20 protein-coding genes and 1 pseudogene are annotated in these 21497 nt (G+C 72.4%); 13 read left to right on the top strand and 8 right to left on the bottom strand.

Annotated elements, in window-relative coordinates; translation table 11 throughout:
- Nucleotides 1–58 precede the first annotated feature (58 nt).
- Nucleotides 59–259: pseudogene (locus ACZ7DE_RS31190) on the bottom strand (MFS transporter); the annotation flags it as partial.
- A gap of 236 nt (nucleotides 260–495) precedes the next feature.
- On the bottom strand, nucleotides 496–930 hold the full coding sequence (locus tag ACZ7DE_RS31195; RefSeq protein WP_470767019.1) for a MarR family winged helix-turn-helix transcriptional regulator: 435 nt from the start codon (nucleotides 928–930) through the stop codon (nucleotides 496–498).
- A gap of 226 nt (nucleotides 931–1156) precedes the next feature.
- On the opposite strand from ACZ7DE_RS31195, the gene ACZ7DE_RS31200 reads away from it, so the two are divergent.
- From ACZ7DE_RS31200 to ACZ7DE_RS31215, 4 genes are all read left to right on the top strand, one after another.
- Nucleotides 1157–1843, top strand: coding sequence for a TetR/AcrR family transcriptional regulator (locus tag ACZ7DE_RS31200; protein WP_470767021.1), 687 nt, complete (start codon nucleotides 1157–1159; stop codon nucleotides 1841–1843).
- A gap of 109 nt (nucleotides 1844–1952) precedes the next feature.
- Nucleotides 1953–2573 carry an L-threonylcarbamoyladenylate synthase gene (locus ACZ7DE_RS31205; protein ID WP_470767023.1) on the top strand — a complete coding sequence of 207 codons (621 nt, stop codon included), beginning with the start codon at nucleotides 1953–1955 and terminating at the stop codon, nucleotides 2571–2573.
- A 121-nt stretch (nucleotides 2574–2694) separates the two neighbouring features.
- The gene (locus tag ACZ7DE_RS31210) at nucleotides 2695–3450 is read left to right on the top strand and encodes a dienelactone hydrolase family protein (RefSeq protein ID WP_470767025.1); all 756 of its coding nucleotides are present in this window, start codon (nucleotides 2695–2697) and stop codon (nucleotides 3448–3450) included.
- A 156-nt stretch (nucleotides 3451–3606) separates the two neighbouring features.
- Nucleotides 3607–4797, top strand: a complete 1191-nt coding sequence (locus ACZ7DE_RS31215; RefSeq protein ID WP_470767026.1) for a glycoside hydrolase family 64 protein — start codon at nucleotides 3607–3609, stop codon at nucleotides 4795–4797.
- A 65-nt stretch (nucleotides 4798–4862) separates the two neighbouring features.
- On the opposite strand, the gene ACZ7DE_RS31220 is transcribed toward ACZ7DE_RS31215, so the two are convergent.
- Entirely contained in the window at nucleotides 4863–7265 is a 2403-nt protein-coding gene (locus tag ACZ7DE_RS31220; protein WP_470767028.1) for a M4 family metallopeptidase, read from the bottom strand.
- A 421-nt stretch (nucleotides 7266–7686) separates the two neighbouring features.
- On the opposite strand from ACZ7DE_RS31220, the gene ACZ7DE_RS31225 reads away from it, so the two are divergent.
- The 3 genes from ACZ7DE_RS31225 (at nucleotide 7687) to ACZ7DE_RS31235 (ending at nucleotide 11316) form a co-directional block, all read left to right on the top strand.
- Nucleotides 7687–8508, top strand: coding sequence for an MHYT domain-containing protein (locus tag ACZ7DE_RS31225; RefSeq protein WP_470767030.1), 822 nt, complete (start codon nucleotides 7687–7689; stop codon nucleotides 8506–8508).
- Nucleotides 8509–8708: 200 nt separating this feature from the next.
- Entirely contained in the window at nucleotides 8709–10214 is a 1506-nt protein-coding gene (locus tag ACZ7DE_RS31230) for a metallophosphoesterase family protein (protein WP_470767032.1), read from the top strand.
- Between the two features lie 67 nt (nucleotides 10215–10281).
- Nucleotides 10282–11316, top strand: a complete 1035-nt coding sequence (locus tag ACZ7DE_RS31235) for an LLM class flavin-dependent oxidoreductase (RefSeq protein WP_470767034.1) — start codon at nucleotides 10282–10284, stop codon at nucleotides 11314–11316.
- A 6-nt stretch (nucleotides 11317–11322) separates the two neighbouring features.
- Here the strand turns inward: ACZ7DE_RS31235 and ACZ7DE_RS31240 are convergent, their stop codons facing one another.
- Nucleotides 11323–12318 (bottom strand): TauD/TfdA dioxygenase family protein, encoded by a 996-nt coding sequence (locus ACZ7DE_RS31240; protein ID WP_470767036.1) that lies wholly within the window; start codon nucleotides 12316–12318, stop codon nucleotides 11323–11325.
- 189 nt (nucleotides 12319–12507) lie between these two features.
- Between ACZ7DE_RS31240 and ACZ7DE_RS31245 the strand changes: the two genes are divergently transcribed.
- Entirely contained in the window at nucleotides 12508–13338 is an 831-nt protein-coding gene (locus tag ACZ7DE_RS31245) for an aldo/keto reductase (RefSeq protein WP_470767038.1), read from the top strand.
- Nucleotides 13339–13419: 81 nt separating this feature from the next.
- Here the strand turns inward: ACZ7DE_RS31245 and ACZ7DE_RS31250 are convergent, their stop codons facing one another.
- From ACZ7DE_RS31250 to ACZ7DE_RS31265, 4 genes are all read right to left on the bottom strand, one after another.
- A complete protein-coding gene (locus ACZ7DE_RS31250) occupies nucleotides 13420–15762 on the bottom strand; it encodes a SpoIIE family protein phosphatase (protein WP_470767040.1) in 2343 nt (780 codons plus the stop codon).
- A gap of 120 nt (nucleotides 15763–15882) precedes the next feature.
- Nucleotides 15883–16350 (bottom strand): peroxiredoxin, encoded by a 468-nt coding sequence (locus ACZ7DE_RS31255; protein ID WP_470767041.1) that lies wholly within the window; start codon nucleotides 16348–16350, stop codon nucleotides 15883–15885.
- Nucleotides 16347–16745 (bottom strand): DoxX family protein, encoded by a 399-nt coding sequence (locus tag ACZ7DE_RS31260; RefSeq protein ID WP_470767044.1) that lies wholly within the window; start codon nucleotides 16743–16745, stop codon nucleotides 16347–16349. The genes ACZ7DE_RS31255 and ACZ7DE_RS31260 overlap by 4 nt, the downstream gene beginning before the upstream one ends.
- Before the next feature lie 330 nt (nucleotides 16746–17075).
- The gene (locus ACZ7DE_RS31265) at nucleotides 17076–17594 is read right to left on the bottom strand and encodes a MarR family winged helix-turn-helix transcriptional regulator (RefSeq protein WP_470767046.1); all 519 of its coding nucleotides are present in this window, start codon (nucleotides 17592–17594) and stop codon (nucleotides 17076–17078) included.
- Nucleotides 17595–17794: 200 nt separating this feature from the next.
- On the opposite strand from ACZ7DE_RS31265, the gene ACZ7DE_RS31270 reads away from it, so the two are divergent.
- The 5 genes from ACZ7DE_RS31270 to hemC all read left to right on the top strand — a co-directional run bounded on the left by ACZ7DE_RS31270 (nucleotide 17795) and on the right by hemC (nucleotide 21441).
- Nucleotides 17795–18775 carry an ATP-dependent DNA ligase gene (locus tag ACZ7DE_RS31270; RefSeq protein WP_470767048.1) on the top strand — a complete coding sequence of 327 codons (981 nt, stop codon included), beginning with the start codon at nucleotides 17795–17797 and terminating at the stop codon, nucleotides 18773–18775.
- A gap of 143 nt (nucleotides 18776–18918) precedes the next feature.
- Nucleotides 18919–19713 carry an NPP1 family protein gene (locus tag ACZ7DE_RS31275; protein WP_470767051.1) on the top strand — a complete coding sequence of 265 codons (795 nt, stop codon included), beginning with the start codon at nucleotides 18919–18921 and terminating at the stop codon, nucleotides 19711–19713.
- A 65-nt stretch (nucleotides 19714–19778) separates the two neighbouring features.
- The gene (locus tag ACZ7DE_RS31280) at nucleotides 19779–19976 is read left to right on the top strand and encodes a hypothetical protein (protein WP_470767054.1); all 198 of its coding nucleotides are present in this window, start codon (nucleotides 19779–19781) and stop codon (nucleotides 19974–19976) included.
- A complete protein-coding gene (locus tag ACZ7DE_RS31285; protein ID WP_470767056.1) occupies nucleotides 19973–20437 on the top strand; it encodes a GNAT family N-acetyltransferase in 465 nt (154 codons plus the stop codon). Before ACZ7DE_RS31280 ends, ACZ7DE_RS31285 begins: the two co-directional genes overlap by 4 nt.
- Before the next feature lie 68 nt (nucleotides 20438–20505).
- Nucleotides 20506–21441, top strand: coding sequence for a hydroxymethylbilane synthase (gene hemC, locus ACZ7DE_RS31290; protein WP_470767060.1), 936 nt, complete (start codon nucleotides 20506–20508; stop codon nucleotides 21439–21441).
- The last annotated feature ends 56 nt before the right edge of the window (nucleotides 21442–21497 follow it).

Genomic DNA, 21497 nt, shown 5'->3' on the forward strand with positions numbered 1-21497 from the left:
CTCACGCGGGGCGGGCGCTGCGCCCGCGGGCCGGGGCCGGCGGGCGCAGGCGACTGCGTCAGACCGGCGCGGCGGCCTTCCGGACGCCCACGGCGGCCAGGACGGCTCCCAGGACGCACAGCAGGCCGGTGACCGCGGACGCGGTGTGCAGGCCGTTCATGAAGGCCTGCCCGCTGCCCTCGACGACGGCCGCCCTGAGCGGCGCGGGCATGGCGTCCGAGACGGGCGCCACGCCCATCGCGACGGCGTCCCGGGCGCCATGAACAGGCCGAAGGCGACCTCGCAGAGCGTGAGCCAGGGGTTGGTGCGCAGGTGGCCGACGGGCGGGGCCGGCGCGGTGGTGCGTGCGGGCACGCCGGAGTGGTCCACGGAGGTGGACGGCATGGAGAGCCTTGTCTGTGTACGGGGTGGTGGGAGGGGCCGCATGACGGACGCGGGCGGCACGGGCCCGCGCGCAGCCCCGTTCCGCAACGGCCGGGGAGCGGACCGGGACGGTCAGTGCGCCGAGGTGCGCAGGTGGCGCTTCAGTGAGTTGAGCGCGTCCAGCGCCGCGCCGAGTGCGCCCCTCTCGCCCTCGGTGAGGGATCCCAGGGCCTCGGCGAGAAAGGCCGTCTCGAGGCCGCCCACCTCGGCGAGGCGTCGTCGCGAGGTCGCCGTCAGGTGAAGGCGGGCGATCCGCTTGTCGGCGCTGTCCTGCCGGCGCTCCAGCAGGCCCAGCGCGGTGAGCTGGGAGACCAGGGCGCTGACGTTGTTGGGCTTCATCAGCAGGGCCTCGGCGGCCTCGCGCACGGTGGCGCCTTCCTGCTGCTCGACGAACCTCAGCAGCAGGAGCTGCCCCTCGGGGGGCTTGGGGTGCGGGAACGCGGACGCGACCCGGCGGTCCAGGGCCCGGTGCAGCGCGGGGAGGCAGGCCACGAGCTCGGCGGCCACGCGGTCATTGCCCCGGAGGGCGTGCCGGCGTCGGACATGACCCCGACATTAGGTTTGAGGTCATATCTATGCCAAACGAGGTATCGCTCGCCACCAGTGGCTGAAAAGAGGCGGTGACGTACCATGTGAGCATCAACCCGGGGTGCGACCTTGCAGGTCAGCGACCCTTTCGCAGTCGACCGGGAGACCGTCCGACGTGGCCAATCTACGAGCTGCCCAGAAGGAGATGACCCGTCGACTGCTGCTGTCGACCGCGCTGGAGCTGTTCGAGGCCCGGGGCTACGCCGGGACGACGGTGGACGACATCGCGAAGGCCGCGGGCACCACGAGGGTGACGTTCTACGCGCACTTCCCGTCGCGGGCGGCACTGATGAAGGCGCTCGTCCAGGAGCTCGACGAGCTGCTGGAGCGCGGGAGCGCGAGGAAGCCGGGGTCGGCCCCGGGACTGGCCGCCGTCGTGCGCGAGGGCGGGCGGGACGGGTTCGAGGCGTGGCTGCACGACACCTCCCGCCGATGGCCGCGCATCCGTCCCTACGTACTGGCCGCGCACGAGGCCGCGGTGGTCGACCCGGAGCTGCGGGAGCTGGTCGACCAGTGGTTCGACGAGGTCGTCACCGACATCGAGGCGGGACTGGAGCAGGCCGGCCGCTTCGACCCCGCCTCCCGGCGGGTGCGTGGCTTCCTGGCCCTCACCCAGCTCGACCAGCTCGCCCGGCGCTGGATGCGGCACGGCTGGGAGACCGACCCCGCGACGGCCCTCGGGGTGCTGACGGACAGCTGGGACTTCCTCCTGGGAAGGGCCGGCGTCCGGGAGACCCCGGCGCGGGCCGACGCCGGGCCGGGACACGACGCGGATCCGCAGGGCGAGGGCCCGGCAGCCTCCCGCGCGGCGGACGCAGGGCCGGGAGCATGAGGGCGTTCGGGGTGTTCGCCTGGGCCCGTGGCGTCCGGCGCCGGGCGGGCGGACACCGAGGCGGCGGTCCCGGGCGGCCTCGCCCCGCGGCACGGCATAAGCTCGGGCAATGGCGAAGTACTACGACGTGCACCCCGACAACCCCCAGCCGCGCACCATCTCCCAGATCGCGGCCGCCATCCAGGCGGACGCGCTGATCGCGTACCCGACGGATTCCTGCTACGCGCTCGGCTGCCGGCTGGGCAGCAAGGACGGCATCGACCGCATCCGGGCCATCCGCGACCTGGACGACCGGCACCACTTCACCCTGGTCTGCCAGGACTTCGCGCAGCTCGGCCAGTTCGTGCGGGTGGACAAGGACGTGTTCCGCGCGATCAAGGCGTCGACGCCCGGCAGCTACACCTTCATCCTGCCGGCGACGAAGGAGGTGCCGCGCATGCTCCAGCACCCGAAGAAGAAGACGGTGGGCGTGCGCATCCCCGACCACGTCGTCACCCAGGCCCTGCTCGCCGAGCTCGGCGAACCGCTGCTGTCCAGCACGCTGTTGCTGCCCGGCGAGGACGAGCCGATGACCCAGGGCTGGGAGATCAAGGACCGGCTCGACCACGTGGTGGACGGCGTGCTCGACTCCGGGGACTGCGGCACGGAGCCGACGACGGTCATCGACTTCTCCGAGGGCGAGGCCCAGATCGTGCGGCACGGGGCGGGCGACACCTCCCGGTTCGAGTAGCGCTACCTGCGCCGAGAGTTCTCGCGGACCGACGAATGGTGCGTGCAACGATGATCCCGTCCGGCCCGGCCGGGCCGATCGACCGCTCGTCGCCGTGCACCGCGCAGAGAGGCTCCCCCACATGACAGCAGTACAGGGAACAGCAGTGGACATCCCCACCGAGGACGGCGTCGCCGACGCCTATCTCGCGCACCCCGGGGACGGCGCGCCCCGGCCGGGCGTGCTGCTCTACCAGGACGCCTTCGGACTCCGTCCGCACCTGCGGGCGATGGCCGACCGACTCGCCGAGGCCGGCTACGCGGTGCTGGTTCCCAACCTGTTCTACCGTCACGGGCGCGCCCCCGTCATGGAGTTGCCCGAGTACATCGACCCGGCCGCGCGCCCGGAGATCTTCGAGACGCTGTACCCGCTCGTGCTGGCCCTCACGCCCGAGCTGATCGTCCGGGACGCCGACGCGTATCTGCGGTGGATGGAGGAGAATCCGCTCGTCGCGGACGGCCCGGTGGCGGTGACCGGATACTGCATGGGCGCCCGGCTCACCCTGCCGACCGCCGGCGCCCATCCGGACCGGGTCGCGGCGGCGGCCGGTTTCCACGGCAGCCGCCTCGTCACCGACGCGCCGGACAGCCCTCACCTGTTCGTCGAGCACATAAGGGCCGAGGTGTACTTCGGCCACGCCGACGACGACCCGGGCCTGCCGCCCGAGCAGATAGAGCGCTTCGAGGAGGCCCTCACGGCCGCCGGTGTCCGGCACACCTGCGAGGTCTACGCCGGCGCCGAGCACGGTTACACGCAGGCCGACACCTCCGCGTACGACGAGGAGGCCTCCGAGCGGCACTGGGCCGCGCTGCTGGATCTGCTGAAGCGCACCTTCTGAGCCGTCCGGCGATCGACACGACGCCCGCGGCCGGACGGGCCGCGGGCGTCCTCTTTTGTTGAAATCGTTGACATGAGCACACCTCGATGCGACTTTGAGAGCGCTCTCAACATGGTACGGACCAACCCCACAGGCCTACCCGCACGGAGGTGGAGAGTGCTCGCAAGGATCACCCTCAGACTGTTGGGAGCGGCAGCCCTCGTCGGCGCGCTGCTCACCCTCGGACCCCCACCGGTCGCCCGGGCCGCCGTCCCGGACACCATCCCACTGAAGATCACCAACAACTCGGGCCGCGGCGAGCCCCTCTACGTGTACGACCTCGGCACGCTGCTCTCCTCCGGCCGGCAGGGCTGGGCGGACGCGGGCGGCGCCTTCCACGCGTGGCCCGCCGGCGGCAACCCGCCCACCCCGGCGCCGGACGCGTCGATCGCGGGCCCCGCCGCCGGACAGTCCGCCACGATCCGCATCCCCAAGTTCTCCGGGCGGATCTACTTCTCGTACGGGCGCAAGCTCGACTTCCGGCTGACCACCGGCGGGCTGGTCCAGCCGGCCGTGCAGAACCCCAGCGACCCCAACCGCGACATCCTGTTCAACTGGTCGGAGTACACGCTCAACGACTCCGGGCTGTGGTTGAACAGCACCCAGGTCGACATGTTCTCCGCGCCCTACGCGGTCGGCGTGCAGCGCTCCGACGGCACAACCGTCAGCACCGGACACCTCAAGGCGGGCGGCTACACCGGCTTCTTCAACGCCCTGCGCGGCCAGCCCGGCGGCTGGGCGAACCTCGTCCAGACGCGCTCCGACGGCACCGTGCTGCGCGCGCTCTCCCCGCTGTACGGGGTGGAGACCGGGGCGCTCCCGGCCGCCGTGATGGACGACTACGTCAACCGCGTCTGGCAGAAGTACACGACGACGACCCTGACCGTGACGCCGTTCGCCGACCAGCCGGGCACGAAGTACTACGGCCGGGTCTCGGGCGGGGTCATGAACTTCGCCAACGCCTCCGGAGCGGTCGTCACCAGCTTCCAGAAGCCGGACGCGGCCAGCGTCTTCGGCTGCCACCGGCTGCTGGACGCCCCCAACGACGCGGTGCGCGGGCCGATCTCGCGCACCCTGTGCGCGGGCTTCAACCGCTCCACACTGCTGGTCAACCCCAACCAGCCGGACACCACGACGGCCGCCTTCTACCAGGACCCGGTGACCAACCACTACGCCCGCAAGATCCACGCGCAGATGGCCGACGGGAAGGCGTACGCGTTCGCCTTCGACGACGTCGGACACCAGGAGTCGCTCGTCCACGACGGCTCGCCGCGCCAGGCCTACCTGACACTCGACCCGTTGAGCTGAGCGCGCACGGCGAGGTCCCGCACGCGGAGGGAGCCCGCGTGCGGGACGTCGTCACCGGGGGCCGGTCAGCCGGTGGTGACCGCGGTGTCGTCCACCACGAAACTGGTCTGCAGCGAGGAGTCCTCGACGCCGGAGAACTTCAGCGTCACGGTGGAGCCCGCGAAGGAACCGAGGCTGAAGGACTTCTGCACGTACCCGGAGGCCGCGTTGAGGTTGGAGTACGTGGCCAGCGTGGTGGACCCGGCAGTGACCGTCAGCTTGTCGTACTGCGTGCTGGTGGTGGTCTCGGCCGTGTCGACGTGCAGGTAGAAGGTGAACGTGGTCTTGGTGCAGCCGCTCGGGATCGTCACCGACTGCGAGAGGGTGTCGGTGTGCGTCGACCCGTAACCGTCGAGCCAGGCCTTGTAGGAGCCGGTGCGGGCCGCCTGACCGCTGGAGTTGGTGATCACACCGCTCGACGCCGTCCAGGTGGTGTTGCCCGACTCGAAGCCCGCGTTGCCCAGGAGCTGCGTCGAGGTGCAGGAGCCGCCGCCGCTGGAGTTGACGGTCCAGGTGAAGGACGCGGTGCCGGTCGCGCCGGTCGAGTCGGTCACCGTGACGGTGGTGGCGGAGGAGCCTGCCGTGGTCGGCGTGCCGGAGATCAGGCCGGTCGAGCCGCTGATCGACAGGCCGGCGGGCAGACCGGTCGCCGCGTACGTCAGCGAGCCGCCGTTCGTGCTGGCCGCCGAGATCTGCAGACTCACCGCGGTGCCGACCGTGGCGGTCTGGCTGCCCGGGTTGGTGACCGTGACGCCCGTCGACGGGACCGTGATGTGGCTGCCGACGTTGATGCCCGCGAACGCGTTGCCGACCCCGGCGTACTGGGTGGAGCCGGAGCCGTACAGCGCGGCGGCGGCGTTGAGGGCGGCGGTGCGGGCGCCCGCGTAGTTGGTGCTGGACGTCATGTACGTCGTCAGCGCCTTGTACCAGATCTGCAGCGCGGCGGCCCGGCCGATGCCCGCCACGGCGACGCCGTCGGAGGTGGGGCTGTTGTAGGTGACGCCGTTGACGGTCTTGGCGCCGCTGCCCTCGGAGAGCAGGTAGAACATGTGGTTCGCCGGGCCCGAGGAGTAGTGGACGTCGAGGTTGCCGACGCCGGAGTACCAGCTGTCGGCGGAGCCGCCGTCCTTGTCGGGCTCGTCCATGTAGCGCAGCGGCGTGCCGTCGCCGTTGATGTCGATCTTCTCGCCGATGAGGTAGTCGCCGACGTCGGAGGAGTTGTTGGCGTAGAACTCCACGCCGGTGCCGAAGATGTCGGAGGTGGCCTCGTTCAACCCGCCCGACTCACCGGTGTAGTCGAGACCGGCGGTGTTGGAGGTGACGCCGTGGCTCATCTCGTGGCCGGCCACGTCCAGCGAGGTCAGCGCGTGCGTGCCGCCGGAGCCGTCGCCGTAGGTCATGCAGAAGCAGTCGTCGTCCCAGAAGGCGTTGACGTACGAGGAGCTGTAGTGGACGCGGGAGTAGGCGGCCACGCCGTCGTTCTTGATGCCGCTGCGCCCGAAGGTGTTCTTGTAGAAGTCCCAGGTCGTCTGGGCGCCGAAGTGCGCGTCGACGCCCGCGGTCTGGGTGTTGGAGCCGGAGCCGGTTCCCCAGGTGTCGTCGGCGTCGGTCATCAGGGTGCCGGTGCCCGACGTGCCGTTGTTGAGGCTGTAGGTCTTGTGGCCGCCGCGCGTGGTGTCGTACAGCTGGTACGTCGAACCGGACAGCGTGGTGCCCATGGTGACGGTGCCGCTGTACTGGCTGTTGCCGGTGCCGGTCTCGACGCCCTCGAACTGGGAGAGCTTCGCGCCGGTGAGGGCGTCGGTGATGACGTGCAGCTTGCTGGGCGTGCCGTCGTCCTGGAGGCCGCCGACCACCGTCTCCCAGGCGAGCTTCGGCGTGCCCTCCCCCGCCCAGATCACCTTGCGGGCGCTCCGGGCGGCGGGATCCTTCGCGTCGAGTGCCTCGGCCGCCTTCAGGGCCTTGGCCTCGGCGGAAGCCTTGCCGTACGTCGCCGTCGTCGACCCGACCGAGACGGTACGGCGGTTGTTGTTGAAGGTCGTGCTCACCGTGCCGGCGGCCAGTGAGGCCGGGGGCGTGTGCACGACGAGGTCGCCGCCGAGGACGGGCAGACCGGCGAAGGTGCGCTCGTAGCGCGTGTGCACGGTGCCGTCGTTGTCCTTCACGACGTCCTTGACGACCAGCTTCTCCTGGGCGCCCAGGCCCAGGGCGTCGGCCGTCTGCGACGTCTTCGCCTCCGCGCTCCTGACCAGCGTCGCGTGCTGGGCGGGCGTGAGATCGGCGGACAGGCCGCCGGTGCGCAGGGGGCTGGGGTGGGGGGCGGCGGGCAGCGCGGCCGCCGGAACCGTCTGGACTCCGAGAGCCAGGAGGGCGGCGGTGGAGAGCAGGGCTGCTCCGGACGCGGTCCGCTTGCGGGGGTTGGGTCTCACTCGTTCTCCTCCTGCGGCGGCCGGTGGGAACGGCCGGTGACAGACCGGACAGACGGGTGTACTGTCCGGGACGAGCCGAGGCGTGCGGGGCCGTGCACCGATGACGTCAACGTGCCGTTGTCGTGCGGCGGTTGGGTGGGAGAATGACAGGCTTGTCAGTGGCATGTCAGCCAACGCGGGGCGCTTCGAGGGTTATCCCTCGGTGTCCGACGCGCTCGACGCCGCCACGGCCGCCCGGACTGTGAGCGACCTGTACGTTCCCTGTCCGGCTGCGCCGCCGAGCACCTGGGCCGACTCCGCCGTCGGCGACCGGTCTCTGCGGCAGTCCCCGACCCACGAGTTTCAGCAAACGCTTGCGTTCACCGCTCCTTACCCGTAGACATTCCTGCACGAAAAGCCGTCACTCTGGGGGGAGTTGGCGATGGAAGGCACGATCGACGGATTCCGGTACGGGGTGGTGCCCCCGGTGGCCGCCTTTGTGATGGCATGCCTGGGGGGAGCACTGGGGCTGCGCTGCATCGTGCGGACCCTGCTCAGCGCCGAGTCGTGGAAGCCCGGCTGGCTGGCGCTGGGAGCCGCGTCCATCGGCTGCGGCATCTGGACGATGCACTTCATCGCCATGATCGGCTTCCAGGTGGAGGAGACCCGGATCGGCTACCACATCGGCCTGACCGTGCTGAGTCTGGCCGTCGCGATCGCGGTGGTCGGGGTCGGCGTGTTCATCGTGGGCTACCGGGGCGCCGGACGCGGGGCGTTGTCGCTCGCGGGCACCGTCACCGGCCTCGGGGTGGCCGCCATGCACTACCTGGGGATGGCGGCGCTGCATCTCAACGGGAGCATCGACTACGCCCCGCTCACGGTGGCGCTCTCCGTACTGATCGCGGTGCTCGCCGCGACCGCCGCCCTGTGGGCCGCCGTCACGATTCGCGGGTCTCTCGCGAGTCTCGGAGCCAGCCTGGTGATGGGCGTCGCCGTCTCCGGGATGCACTACACGGCGATGGCCGCGGTCAGCGTCCATGTACACGGCGAGACCTCTTCCTGGTCCGGCGACAACCCGACCTCGCTGCTGCTGCCGATGCTGATCGGACCGGTGATCTTCCTGCTGCTGGCCGGTGTGGTGGTGATGTTCGACCCGCTGCTCGTCCTCGGCGACGGCGAATGGAACCGGCCCGGGCGGGCCGCCGACGCGGCCGAGGAGGGCCACAGCCGGCCCCCGGCCGATCGGTCGTGGAGCAGAAGGTGAACGGCGGCCGCGGGCCGGGGCGTTCGCGGCACGCCGCCGGTGCGCACCCGGTGCGGCCGACGCCGCGTGCCCGCCGTGCCGCGGATCGCCCACAGGTCTCGGGTGTGCGCACGCCCCCCTTCGGCCGCGGCCGGTCGGGCGTGCGTCGCCGCCGGTCACCCGCCTCCTGCCGTCTCCTGGATCATTGCTACGGTGCACCGGTGTCTGACTCCTCACGCGATACCGCCGCGGGCGCCGGCTGGGGCGACGCCGACCGAGGCGCGTACCGACAGCTCATGCCGGGCAGGGTCGAGAAGATCTCGTGGCTGAATCCCCGGCTCCTGTGGGCCGCCCGCAACGGCGTTCTCGCGTCCTGGTTCGGCGACCCGACGGGGCGCACGCGAAGCCGCTGGGTCGCGCAGCGGGCATCGGCGGGCGCGCCCGCCGACAAGGTGATCCGGCGTGAGGACCCGGACGAGTTCTCCTTCATGGTCATCGGCGACACCGGCGAGGGCGACGACCCCCAGTACGCTGTGGTGCCAGGCTTTCTGAGGGTGAGTCAGGGAACCTCCTTCGCCGTCCTGGCCAGCGACGTCATCTACCCCGTCGGCAGTGCCGACGACTACGACGCGAAGTTCTTCCGCCCCTACCGCGACTACCGTGCGCCCATCTACGCGATACCGGGCAACCACGACTGGTACGAGGACCTCGGCGCGTTCATGCGCGTCTTCTGCGACGACGCCCCCGCTCTGGACGCCGAACCGGCCCCGCGCCCCCTCACCCGTGCCTGGCTGCGCTCCCTGCTGTGGCACCGGCCCCACCCGAACGACGGCCAACGCCTGGCGCATGCAAGGGCGTTGCGGTCCGGCCCGGGCCGACAGGCCGTGCAGCCCGGACCGTACTGGGCGATCGACGCCGGTCCGGTGCGGATCATCGGCATCGACACCGGACTGCTGGGCGTCCTGGACGCCGAACAGGGCGCGTGGCTGCGCGAGGTGTCCCGGGGTCCGCGCCCCAAGATCCTGATCACCGGCTCGCCCCTGTACGTCGACGGCGAGCACCACCCGTGCCCCATCGAGGGCGGCGGCACCGTCGACGACGTCGTCAGCGCGCCCGAGCACCACTACGTGGCGGCGATAGGCGGCGACATCCACAACTACCAGCGCTACCCGGTACGTCTGGCGGACGGCCGGACGCTCCAGTACGTCGTCTCGGGCGGCGGGGGCGCCTTCATGCACGCCACGCACACCATCCCCCGGGTGTCCGTCGCGGGCGTCACGGAGCAGGACTTCCGCTGCTATCCGCTGCGCGGCGACTCCCTGGCCTTCTACAGCCGGCTGTACGGGCGGCGGTTGCGGCTGCGCCGGTTCTTCTCCCTCACCGAGGAGGAGGCCCAGGCGGTCGTCGCCGAGCGGCTGGGCATCCCGCCGACTCGTACGCCCGGTCCACAGGTGCGGGTGACGCGGCGGATCCGGCTCGTCGCCGGCCTGCTGGGCACCGGCAGCCGCCCGGACCGCCGCAGACGGTTCCGGCTGCCCGTGCGCAAGATCTACACCCAGCTGTTCTCCCCCGGCTCGGCGACCTACAGCCCCCCGTTCTTCAAGTGCTTCCTGCGCCTGGACGTCACACCGGAATCGGTCCGGCTGCGCTGTCACGCGGCCACCGGCAATCTCGCGCAGGAGCTGAACCCGCCGGTCGAGGACGAGGTCGTCATCCCCCTGGGCTGAGCCCGCCTGCGACAATCGACGAGGACCGCTGGACGGCCGTACGCGCCGTGAACGATGGAGGAAGCCCGTGCCGACGACCTCTCGCCCCCTGCGGAAGCTGGGCTTCCTGACCATCGGGCTGTTCGACGGTGACGACCCGCGCCGGGGCCACGAGACGACACTGGAGATCATCGAGCTGGGCGAGCGGCTCGGCTTCGACAGCGCGTGGGTGCGCCACCGCCATCTGCAGTACGGCATCTCGTCCCCCGTCGCGGTCCTCGCTGCCGCCTCGCAGCGCACCCGAAGCATCGAGCTCGGCACCGCGGTGATCCCGCTCGGCTGGGAGAACCCGCTACGGCTGGCGGAGGACCTCGCGACGGTCGACATCCTGTCCGGGGGCAGGCTGAACCCGGGCGTGAGCGTCGGCCCGCCGATGCACTACGACCAGGTCAAGAACGCCCTCTACCCGGACGCGGCCGACGTGGAGGACTTCGGCTACGAACGGGTGCGGCGGCTGCTGGACTTCGTACGCGGCAAGCCCGCCACCGACTTCAGCGGCGTCGAGGGCTTCGAGGTGTTCTCCGACCGGGTCCAGCCGCACTCCCCCGGCCTGGGCCGCCGCCTCTGGTACGGCGGGGGCAGCGTGAGCTCGGCCAGGTGGGCCGGCGAACACGGCATGAACTTCCTCACCAGCAGCGTCGTCAAGGCGGAAGGCCCCGACGACACCAGGGACTTCGCCGACATCCAGCTCTCCCACGTCCGGGCCTTCCGCGCCGCCCACCCCGACGGCGAGGCGGCCCGGGTCTCCCAGGGACTCGTGGTCGTCCCCACCGACTCCGCCACACCCGAACAGCGGGCGAAGTACGAGAAGTTCGCGGCCGACCGACTCCCCCGCACGACGTCCCCGCAGGGTCCGGCCCGCCTTCTGTTCGCACCGGACCTGGTGGGGTCCTCGGAGGAGATCGCCGCACGCCTGAACGCCCACGCCGCCTTCCGTGAGATCGACGAGGTCGCCTTCGCCCTGCCGTTCACCTTCGACCACGACGACTACGTGCAGATCCTCACCGACATGGCGACGAGGCTCGGTCCGGCGCTCGGGTGGCGGCCCGGCGCCGGAGCCTGAGAATCCTCACCAGCGACCCGGCTCGGTTCCCGTCACCGCCTCCGACCGCTTGCCGTCCACCCCGACGGGGATGTCACCGGTGAGCATGACCCGGTGCATGGTGCGCGGGAAGTCCAGATGCGCGGTGTCGCCGGGCGCGAGGTGCATGGTGGCGCGGTTGTCCCAGAAGGCCACGCTGCCGGGTTCCCAGCGGAAGCGGACCGTGTACTCGGCACGGGTCGCCTCCTGAAGGAGCAGGTCCAGGATCGCCCGGCTCTCCGCCCGCGACAGGTCGGCGATCTGCTCGACGTAGTAGCCGTTGACGTACAGCACCCGCTCGCCCGTCTCGGGGTGGACGCGTACCAGCGGGTGCACCGAGGCGACCTGGTGGTCGAGGAGGTGGCGGACGTACGCGTCGTCCCCGGGGCGGGGCTGGTAGCCGACGCCGAGCCGGTGCTCGGCGCGCAGCCCGGCCACGAACTGCCGTACGGGCGCGGAGAGTCCGGCGTACGCGGCCGCCAGGTTGGACCAGGTCGTGTCGCCGCCGTAGGGCGGCACGGTCTCGGCGCGCAGGATCGTCGCGGCCGGCGGGTCGATGCGGGCGCCGTGGTCGCAGTGCCAGCCGCGCAGGAGGGTGTGGCGGCGTCGCCGCAGCCACTCCTCGTGCTCCATGCCGAACCTCCCGCCCAGTTCCAGCCGGTCGGCGGTCGTCTCGACCTCCGGGAAGTCCGGCGGCGAGGCGCTGCCGCGCCGGCGCAGGACGACGGGTTCGCCGAACCGTCGCGCGAACGCCACATGGGCTGCGTGGTCCAGGCGCTGGCCGCGGAAGAACACCACCTTCCAGCGCAGTACCGCCGCCCTGATCGCGGCGACCTGGGCGTCGTCGAGACCGGCGGCCAGGTCCACGCCCCCGATCTCGGCGCCGATGTGCCCGGCGACCGGTTTCACCTCCACCCCGGCCGCCCGCGCGGCCTCCTCGGCCGTCGGGTCGTCGACGTCGGTCGGCCGGCTGTCCGTCGTCATGCGCGCTCCGCTCGTCTTCACTCGTCGTCGGTCACGGGAACACGAAGATCGTGTCAGCGAATCGACGGCCTGGCGACACTCCTCCCGCCCGCTCCCCTTCTTCCCTCCCCCGCCCCGGGTGTCCGTTTGGCCGTCCGCCTCGCTGTCCGTGAGGCTGGGAGGACGACACAGTCGAGGGAAGGCTCCATCGTGTTCAACATCCCGCAGCACACGCTGAACGACGGCACGAAGCTCCCGGCCCTGGGGCTGGGCACCTGGCCGATGGACGACACGGAGGCGGAGGAGGCGGTGGCCGGGGCGCTCGGCCTGGGCTTCCGGCTCGTCGACACGGCGACGAACTACCGCAACGAGACCGGGGTCGGCCGGGGCGTGGCCCGTGCCGGGGTGCCGCGCGAGGAGATCGTGGTGACCACGAAGCTGCCCGGCCGCCATCACGGGTACGAGGAGACCCTCGCCTCCTTCGAGGAGTCCCGTCGGCGGCTCGGCGTCGAGTACGTGGACCTGTACCTGATCCACTGGCCGCTCCCCCGCGTCGACCGGTTCGTGGAGTCGTGGCGAGCCATGATCAAGCTCCGCGAGGACGGCCTGGTCCGGTCGATCGGCGTCTCCAACTTCACCGCCGAGCACATCGGGCGGCTGGAGAAGGAGACCGGTGTGCTGCCGTCCGTCAACCAGATCGAGCTGCACCCGCTCTTCCCGCAGGCGGAGCTGCGCGCCTTCCACGAGGCCAAGGGCGTCCGCACGGAGAGCTGGAGTCCGCTGGGGCGCGGCTCGGCGATTCTGCGGGACCCGGCCGTGGTGTCCGTCGCGGAGACGCTGGGCGTGACTCCCGGCCAGGTCGTGCTGCGCTGGCACCTTCAGCTCGGCGCGGTCCCCATCCCGAAGTCCTCGAGCCCCGAACGTCAGCGCGCCAACCTCGACGTCTTCGGCTTCGAGCTCGATCCGGCGCAGATGGCCGCGATCGCGGGGCGGGCGCACCGTCGGCTGGGCGGGGATCCCGAGGCGCACGAGGAGTTCTGAGGGTCGCCCGGAAGACCGCGAGCGACACGGACCACGTGCTGCGGGAGATCACCGACTGCGCCTTAGACGGCGTTCCAGGTGTCACTCGGGCTCCAGCGTCTGCTCCGCCCAGATCGTCTTGCCCCGGCCCGTCTGCCGGCTGCCCCAGCGCTGGGTGAGCTGCGCGACGAGCAGCAGGCCGCGTCCGCCCTCGTCGAAGGCGTGGGCGCGGCGCAGATGGGGGGAGGTGGAACTGCCGTCGGAGACCTCGCAGATGAGGGTGCGGTCGCGGATGAGGCGCAGTTGGATGGGCGGCGCTCCGTAGCGGATGGCGTTCGTGACGAGTTCGCTGACGACGAGTTCGGTGACGAACGCGGCCTCCTCCATGCCCCACGCGGCCAGTTGGGCGGTGGCGGCCTGCCGGGTGGCGGCCACCAGGGCGGGGTCGGGGGCGACGTCCCAGGTGGCCACCCGGTCCGCGCCCAGCGCCCGGGTGCGGGCGAGCAGCAGCGCGACGTCGTCGCCGGGCTCCTCCGGCAGGACGGCCTTGAGGACGATGTCGCACAGGGCGTCGAGGGAGGCGGCGGGCGCGGTCAGGACGCTGCACAGCTCGCCGGTGGCACGGTCGACGTCACGGTCGCGGTCCTCGATCAGGCCGTCCGTGTAGAGGGCCACGACCGAATCCTCGGGCAGTTCCAGCTCGACCGCCTCGAAGGGAAGCCCGCCCACGCCGAGCGGGGGGCCGGGGGTCATGGGGATCAGTCGCGCGGTGCCGTCGGGCAGCACGAGGGCCGGTGTGGGATGGCCCGCGGCGGCGGCGGTCAGGCGGCGGCTGACGGGGTCGTAGACGGCGTAGAGGCAGGTGGCGCCGAGTTCGGCGACGTCCTCGCCGCCCTCGTCGTAGGCCGCCAGGTGGGTGACGAGGTCGTCCAGGTGGGTCAGGAGCTCGTCGGGCGGCAGATCCACGTCGGCGAGGGTGCGCACGGCCATGCACAGGCGCCCCATGGTCGCCGAGGACGGGATGCCGTGGCCGACGACGTCGCCGACGACAAGGGCGACCCGGCCGCCGGAGAGGGGGATGACGTCGAACCAGTCGCCGCCGATGCCCGCCGTGGAGCCGCTGGGCAGATAGCGGTGGGCCACCTCGACGGCCGCCTGTCCGGAGAGCCCGCGCGGCAGCAGGCTGTTCTGCAGGGCGAGGGCGGTGGTGCGCTCCCGGGCGAAGCGGCGGGCGTTGTCGATGCAGACGGCGGCCCGGCTGGCGAGTTCCTCGGCGAAGACGGCGTCGTCGGCCTCGTAGTCGTCGGAGTGGGCGATCCGGACGCCGACCAGGACGCCCAGGGTGGTGCCGCGGGCCTTCAGGGGCACCGAGATCACCGAGTGGACGCCGGTGCGGAAGGGGCGGCCCGCGGGAGCGCGCGCGTTGCGTTCGGCGAGCCAGCTCATGAAGTCGGGCTCGCCCGCCTGGATGCGGACGGCGCGCCCCTCCCGCAGGGCGCGCGCGGGCGGGCTGAAGGGCGGGTGGACGTCGGTCTCGCCGAGGCGGACGGCCGCTTCGGGGGTGCCCTCGTGGGCGGAGCCGTGGGCGACCCTGCGCAGCACCACCTCACCGCCCGGGGCGGGGGGCGGCTCGTCGGCGCCCAGCACCCAGTCCAGCAGGTCGACACTGACGAAGTCGGCGAACCGCGGGACGAGGAGCTCGACCACTTCCTCGGTCGTGCGCACCACGTCGAGGGTGGTCCCGATGGAGGCCGCGGCCTCGTTCAGCAGGGCGAGCCGCTGGCGGGCCAGGTACTGCTCGGTGCTGTCGAACGCGGCCAGGGCGACGCCGGTGACCTCGCCGGATGCGTTCCGCACGGGCCACATCTCGGTGGTCCAGGCGTGCTCGCGGTTGAGGGAGGGGGCGCCGGTGAAGCTCTCGTAGCGGATCGGGCGGCCGGTCTCGGCGACGTGGCGCAGGTGCCAGTTGAATCCCCTGTGCGGTTCGACCTCGGCGACGGTGTCCGGAAAGTGGCGGCCGAGCAGGGTGTCCTCGGGGACGCCCATGACCTTGCAGGCGACCTCGTTGAGTCGCAGATAGTGCTGCTGGGTGTCGAAGACGGACATCGACATGGAGGCCTGCTGGAAGGCCATCCCCGCCAGGGTCGGCTCCGGGGCGGCGGGGCGCTGCGCGGTGAGGGTGAACCCGGTGCGCCGGCCGTCGGGGCCCAGCACCGGGCACGTCGTCACGGTGAGGGCGACGGGGTGGCCGTCGCGGTGCCGCACGACGACCGGGCCGGTCCACTCGCCGTCCGCGCGCCGTGGCAGCGCCTCGGCGAGCAGGTCGGCCGCCCTCCGGCCCACGGCCTCCTCGGCCGGGTGGCCGGTCAGCAGACGGGCACCCTCGCTCCAGCCCGTCACGACGCCGTGAGCATCGATGACCGCCGCAGCGACGACATGCTCCATGTCGTCCAGAATGGTCCCTTTGCCCCGGTGCATCAACTGCGAGGGGCCGGTCGGGGCCCGAGCAGGCGCCTGGGCCCGGGCGGCCCGGCCCGCCCGGGCCGCCGCATCGGACGGCGCCCGTCAGGCGCGGTGGGCTCGCAGCACGTCCAGAGCGCGGTCGGCGTGGGTGTTCATGCGCAGTTCGCTGCGCACGACCTCCAGGACGGTGCGGTCCTGCCCTATGACGTAGGTGACCCGCCTGCTGGGGGCCAGGGAGAAGCCGCGCTTCACACCGAACCGGTCCCGCACCGACCCGTCCTCGTCGGACAGCAGCGGCATGCCGAGGGTGTGCCGCCCGGCGAACTCCTGCTGGCGGTCGACGGAGTCCCCGCTGATGCCGACGGGCTGAGCGCCGACGGCGGCGAACTCGGCGGCCAGGTCACGGAAGTGGCACGCCTCGGCGGTGCAGCCCGGGGTGAGGGCGGCGGGATAGAAGAAGAGCACCACCGGCCCGTCGGCGAGCAGGCCCGACAGGCTGCGGACCGTGCCGGTCTCGTCCGGGAGCGCGAAGTCCTCGACCAGGTCGCCGGTCCGCAGAGTCCTGGTCACGCCCGTCCCCCCGCGGTCTTCGCGGCGCCGGCGCCCTCGGCGACGTTGCGCGCCCACAGCACGAGGGGGGCCTGCAGGGGGAGGCGGCCGATGGCGGCGGCCTTCAGCGGGGCCGGGCGGTGCCGCCAGTCCCACGCCATCTTGACGTTCGCGGGGAAGACGCCGACGAAGAGGGCGGCCGTGGCCAGTGCGGCGGTCTTCCTGGTCCGCGGCAGGGCCACGCCCGCCGCGAGCGCCAGTTCGGCGACGCCGCTGGCGTACGTCCAGGTCCTGGGCGAGCCGGGCAGCGTGCGCGGGACGATCGCGTCGAACGGGCGCGGCACGGCGAAGTGGGCGACGCCCATGCCGGCCAGCAGGCCCGCCAGCAGCAGGGGTGAGCGTTCGGACCGGGGCACGGTTCCTCCTCTGATGACCTGGCGCCCGACCTTACTGGAGGGTAGCGACGAGCCCCGCGGCGGGGTGCCGGTGACCGAGGCCGCGCCAACTCGCCTCTGGGAGAGGGAGGTTGCGGCAGCCCGCCCGTCCGGTCCGGGGCCGGCCCCGTCGCCGACGACGGCCGGGCGCGCCGTCGGAGGCACCGGCGAGGAGTCCGTACACCGCCCACGGCGCCGTCGCGCCGGGCATGTCCGTACGTCCGCCCCGCGGAACATGGCTGCTGTCGTGCGGGCCGCGCGCCTCCCCCGGGCGCCACGCCCGCGGCCCGGGCCGGCCCACGCGGCCGAGTGTCACGCGCCGGGGGCCGCCGCCGGCTGCTCGGTCTCGTCCTCGACGGCGTGGGAGAGGAAGTCGTCGACCATGCGATGGAAGAGCGCGGCGAGCAGGCCCAGATCCTCGGGGGCCCACTCGGACAGCGCCAACTGCATCCCCCGGGCACCCGCGTCCCGGATCCGGTCGACGGCGGCGCGGCCCGCGTCCGTGAGCTGGATCCGCTGGGCACGGCCGTCGTCGGGGTCGGGGACGCGGGTGACGAACGCGGACTTCTGCAGCTGCTGCACCGTGCGGGTCACATGGGAGGCCTCCACGCCCAGCCGCTGGGCCAGCTCGCCCGGCCGCAGCGGCTCGGAGTCGGCGATCTGCCGCAGCAGGGCCACGGCGGCGCGGTCCAGAGGGACGCCGGCCAGGGCCATCAGCCGCTCGTGCTGCCGGGCACGGGTGCTCAGATAGGTGATGCGCGTGAGGGCGCGCTCGATCTCGATCACCTCCGGGGAGGCGGCGGAGGGCAGGGAGCGCGGTTCGGTGGGCATGCCCGCCACTTTACCATCTCGTTGCGTAACTCAAGTAATTCGCTCGATCGCCCGGCCCGGGTCCCGCGCGCACCTTCCGACGCCCGACGCCCGCAGACTGACGCCCGACGCCCGCAGCCCGCCGAGGCCCGTCGCCGCCGTTCAGGGGAAACAACCGCACCGCGCGCGTGGCAGCGGGACGCCGTGTCGACAACTCACCCATGCCCCTCCCCCTCGTCGCGCCCATGCTGGCCACCCCCGGCTCCCTCCCGCCCGTGGCCCAGGACGCGCGCTGGGCCTACGAGACCAAGCAGGACGGACAGCGCGCCGTGGTGTACCTCGCCGGGGACGGGAGCATCACCCTGCGCGCCCGCTCGGGCGAGGACATCACCGGCGCCTATCCGGAGCTGCGACCACTGGGCGCCGCTCTCGGCCGCACGCCGGCCGTGCTGGACGGCGAGGTGCTCGCCCTGGACCAACAGGGCCGGGCCGACTTCCAGTTGCTGCAGTCGCGCATGGGACTGGTCCAGGCGCCGGGCAAGGCGGCGCGACTGGCGGCGACGGCTCCCGTGCACCTCGTCCTGTTCGACGTCATGCACCTCGGCGGACGCTCCCTTCTCGACCTGCCCTACACGCGCCGCAGGGACCGGCTGGAGGCGCTGGCGCTGGAGGGGCCGTTCTGGTCGACGCCGAGCGCCTTGGTGGGGCACGGCCGCGAAGCCCTGGAGGCCACCCGTGCGCACGGCCTGGAAGGGCTGGTCTGCAAGCGGCTGGACTCGGTGTACGAGCCGGGCGTGCGCTCCCGGGCCTGGATCAAGATCCGCAACATGCGCGTCGCGGACGTCCTGGTCGGCGGCTGGCTGCCCGGCAAGGGGCGGCTGACCGGGCTGCCCGGCGCGGTCCTCGTCGGACAGCGCGCCGCGACGGGGCTGCGGTACGTCGGGAACGTGGGCACCGGCTGGAGCGAGGCCGAGCGGGTCGAACTCGCCGCGCTGCTGCGGGCCGCCGCCACCGACGTGTGCCCCTTCGACTCCGTGCCGCGGGCGGCGGGCGCGCGCTGGGCGACGCCCCGGCTGGTCGGCGAGGTCCGCTACAGCACGCGCACCCGGGCCGGACTGCTGCGCCAGCCCTCCTGGCTGCGGCTGCGACCGGACCTGACGCCCCGGGAGTCGGCGGCCGACCTTCCGGACACATCCGCCTGACACGGCATCAGCCGACCAGGGACCGGGCCGTTCCGCACCACTGACACGTCTGCGACCCCTTGGCGCGGAAGTGAAAAGCGTGGAAGCTGAACTCCCTTTTCCCCCACAGCCGTTCGGCTGCGCCCGCATCCCGAGGAGAAGACGTGTCCTCAGCCAGGTTCAAGGCCCACCGCAGGAGATGGCTCACCGGCCTCGCCGGCGCCGCCGCGCTCGCCGGCGCCGCCGCGCTCGTCGTCGCCGTCCCCTCGGTCGCCTTCGCCGCCCCTCCCCGGGCACTCGCGCAGAACGCCGAGGCCGGGGAGCTGACGTACCAGCCGGCCTTCGACTACGACACCGACGGGTGCTACCCCACGCCCGCCATCGGTCCCGACGGCACGATCAACGGCGGTCTGAAGCCGACCGGTTCGCTGAGCGGCGACTGCCACGACGCCTCCGATCTGGACAACACCAACAGCTACTCGCGCTATAAGTGCAACAACGGCTGGTGCGCGTACATGTACAGCCTCTACTTCGAGAAGGACCAGGCGCTGCCGGGCACCAGCATCGGCGGGCACCGCAACGACTGGGAGCACGTCGTCGTCTGGGTGCAGAACAGCCAGGTCCAGTACGTCTCGACGTCCAACCACGGCTCGTTCACCGTGCACGCGGCGTCCACCGTGCGCTTCGAGGGCACCCACCCCAAGGCCGTTTACCACAAGGACGGCATCAGCACGCACTGCTTCCGGCTCGGCAACTCCAACGACGAGCCGCCGGAGAACGCCAAGCACACCTGGCAGTACCCGCCGCTGGTCGGCTGGAACGGCTACCCGGCCGGCCTTCGGGACAAGCTGAGCGCCTACGACTTCGGCAGTGCCCACTTCGGTCTGAAGGACGGCAGCTTCGCCGGCAACCTCTCCTCCGCGAAGCCCTCGGGGATCCCCTTCGACCCCAACGCGTAGCCCGGCGGCAGGGTTCGGCTCCGGGGTCTGGCGTCCGGGGCCGTCCGCCGGGGCATGATGAGCGGATGGATCTTCATGAACTCCCGCCCACGACACCGGTGAAGACGATGCCCTCACGCCCCGAAGCCCGTCGCGCCCGCACCGCCGGGCCGTCGGGCGGGTCCGCGGGCGCTTCGCGTCCGCTGCTCCTCGACGGCACGGGCCCCCTGGACGACGGTCCGGCCGCGTGGGGCGCCGACACGGCCGAGGGGGAGGTCAGGTGAGCGCCGCCCGGGTGCGGCACGCCGAGCGGTCGGATCTGCCGCGGGTCGCCGAACTGGCCGCCCAGCACGCCCGTTACGAACGGGCCGACCCGCCCGCGCCCGACCTGGCAGAGCGTCTGGCCGCGCTCCTCTTCGACGCGCCGGAACCGCGGCTCAGCTGCCTGGTCGCCGAACTGCCCGAGGGCGAGGTCGTCGGCTACGCCACCTGCGTGCCCGAGCTCTCCACCTGGGAGGGCCGTGAGTACCTGCACATGGACTGTCTGTTTCTCGCGCCGGGCCACCGCGGCCTGGGCGCGGGCGCCCTCCTGATGGACGCGGTGGCGGATCTGGCCCGGAGCATGGGACTGGCCGAGGTGCAGTGGCAGACGCCGGTCTGGAACGAGGGGGCGATCCGTTTCTACGCCCGGCGCGGCGCGCTCGGGACCGACAAACGCCGCTTCAGCATGCGGGTGCACCCGTAGGCCCGCCGCACCGGCCGAATCCCGCAAGCCGTGCGGAGCGCGGGTCGCGAGGGTCTATCGTGTCCCGCATGTCCGTTCCGGAACTGATCCGCATCGTCTCCCGCGACTCGCCCATGGCCCTGGCTCAAGTGGAGCGGGTGCGCGCGGAGTTGACCGCTCTGCATCCCGGTGTGCGCACCGAGGTCGTCCCCGTGCGGACGACCGGCGACAAGTGGATGGGAGACCTGTCCCAGGTCGAGGGCAAGGGCGCGTTCACCAAGGAGGTCGACGCGGCGCTGCTGGCCGGCGAGGCCGATCTCGCGGTCCACTGCGTCAAGGACGTCCCCGCCGACCGGCCGCTGCCCGCGGGCACGGTGTTCGCCGCGTTCCTGCGGCGCGACGACATCCGCGACGCCCTGATCCACCCGGGCCACCTCACCCTGGACGAGCTGCCGGCCGGGACGCGCATCGGCACCTCCTCGGTGCGCCGGATCGCCCAACTCGCCGCCACCCACCCCCACCTGCAGTGCGTGCCGTTCCGCGGCAACGCCAACCGGCGGCTGGAGAAGCTCGCGGCCGGCGAGGCGGACGCACTGCTGCTCGCGGTGTCCGGCCTGGAGCGCATCGACCGGCGGGACGTCATCAGCGAGGTGCTGTCACCGGAGACGATGATGCCGCCGATCGGCGCGGGCATCCTCGCCCTGCAGTGCCGCGAGGGCGACGCCGACCTCATCGACGCGGTGAGCGGGCTCGGCGATCCGGCCACCCATCGGGAGGCAACGGCGGAACGCATGTTCCTGCATGTGCTCCAAGGACACTGCAACAGCCCGATCGCCGGCTTCGCGCGGGTGGACCGCGGCGGCGAACTGTCCCTGCGGGCCTGTGTGTTCACCCCGGACGGCAAGACCCGCCTCAACGCCCACGAGTGGGCGGGCCGCCTCGACCCGGCGACGCTCGGCACGTCGGTGGCGGTCGCGCTGCTGCGTCAGGGCGCGCGCGAGATCATCGACGGCATCCCGCACTGAGACGGCATCCCGCACCGACCGCGCGGCGACCCGCCCGGCCGGCGGCGGGCGACGAC

Source organism: Streptomyces sp. NPDC037083 (assembly GCF_055606485.1).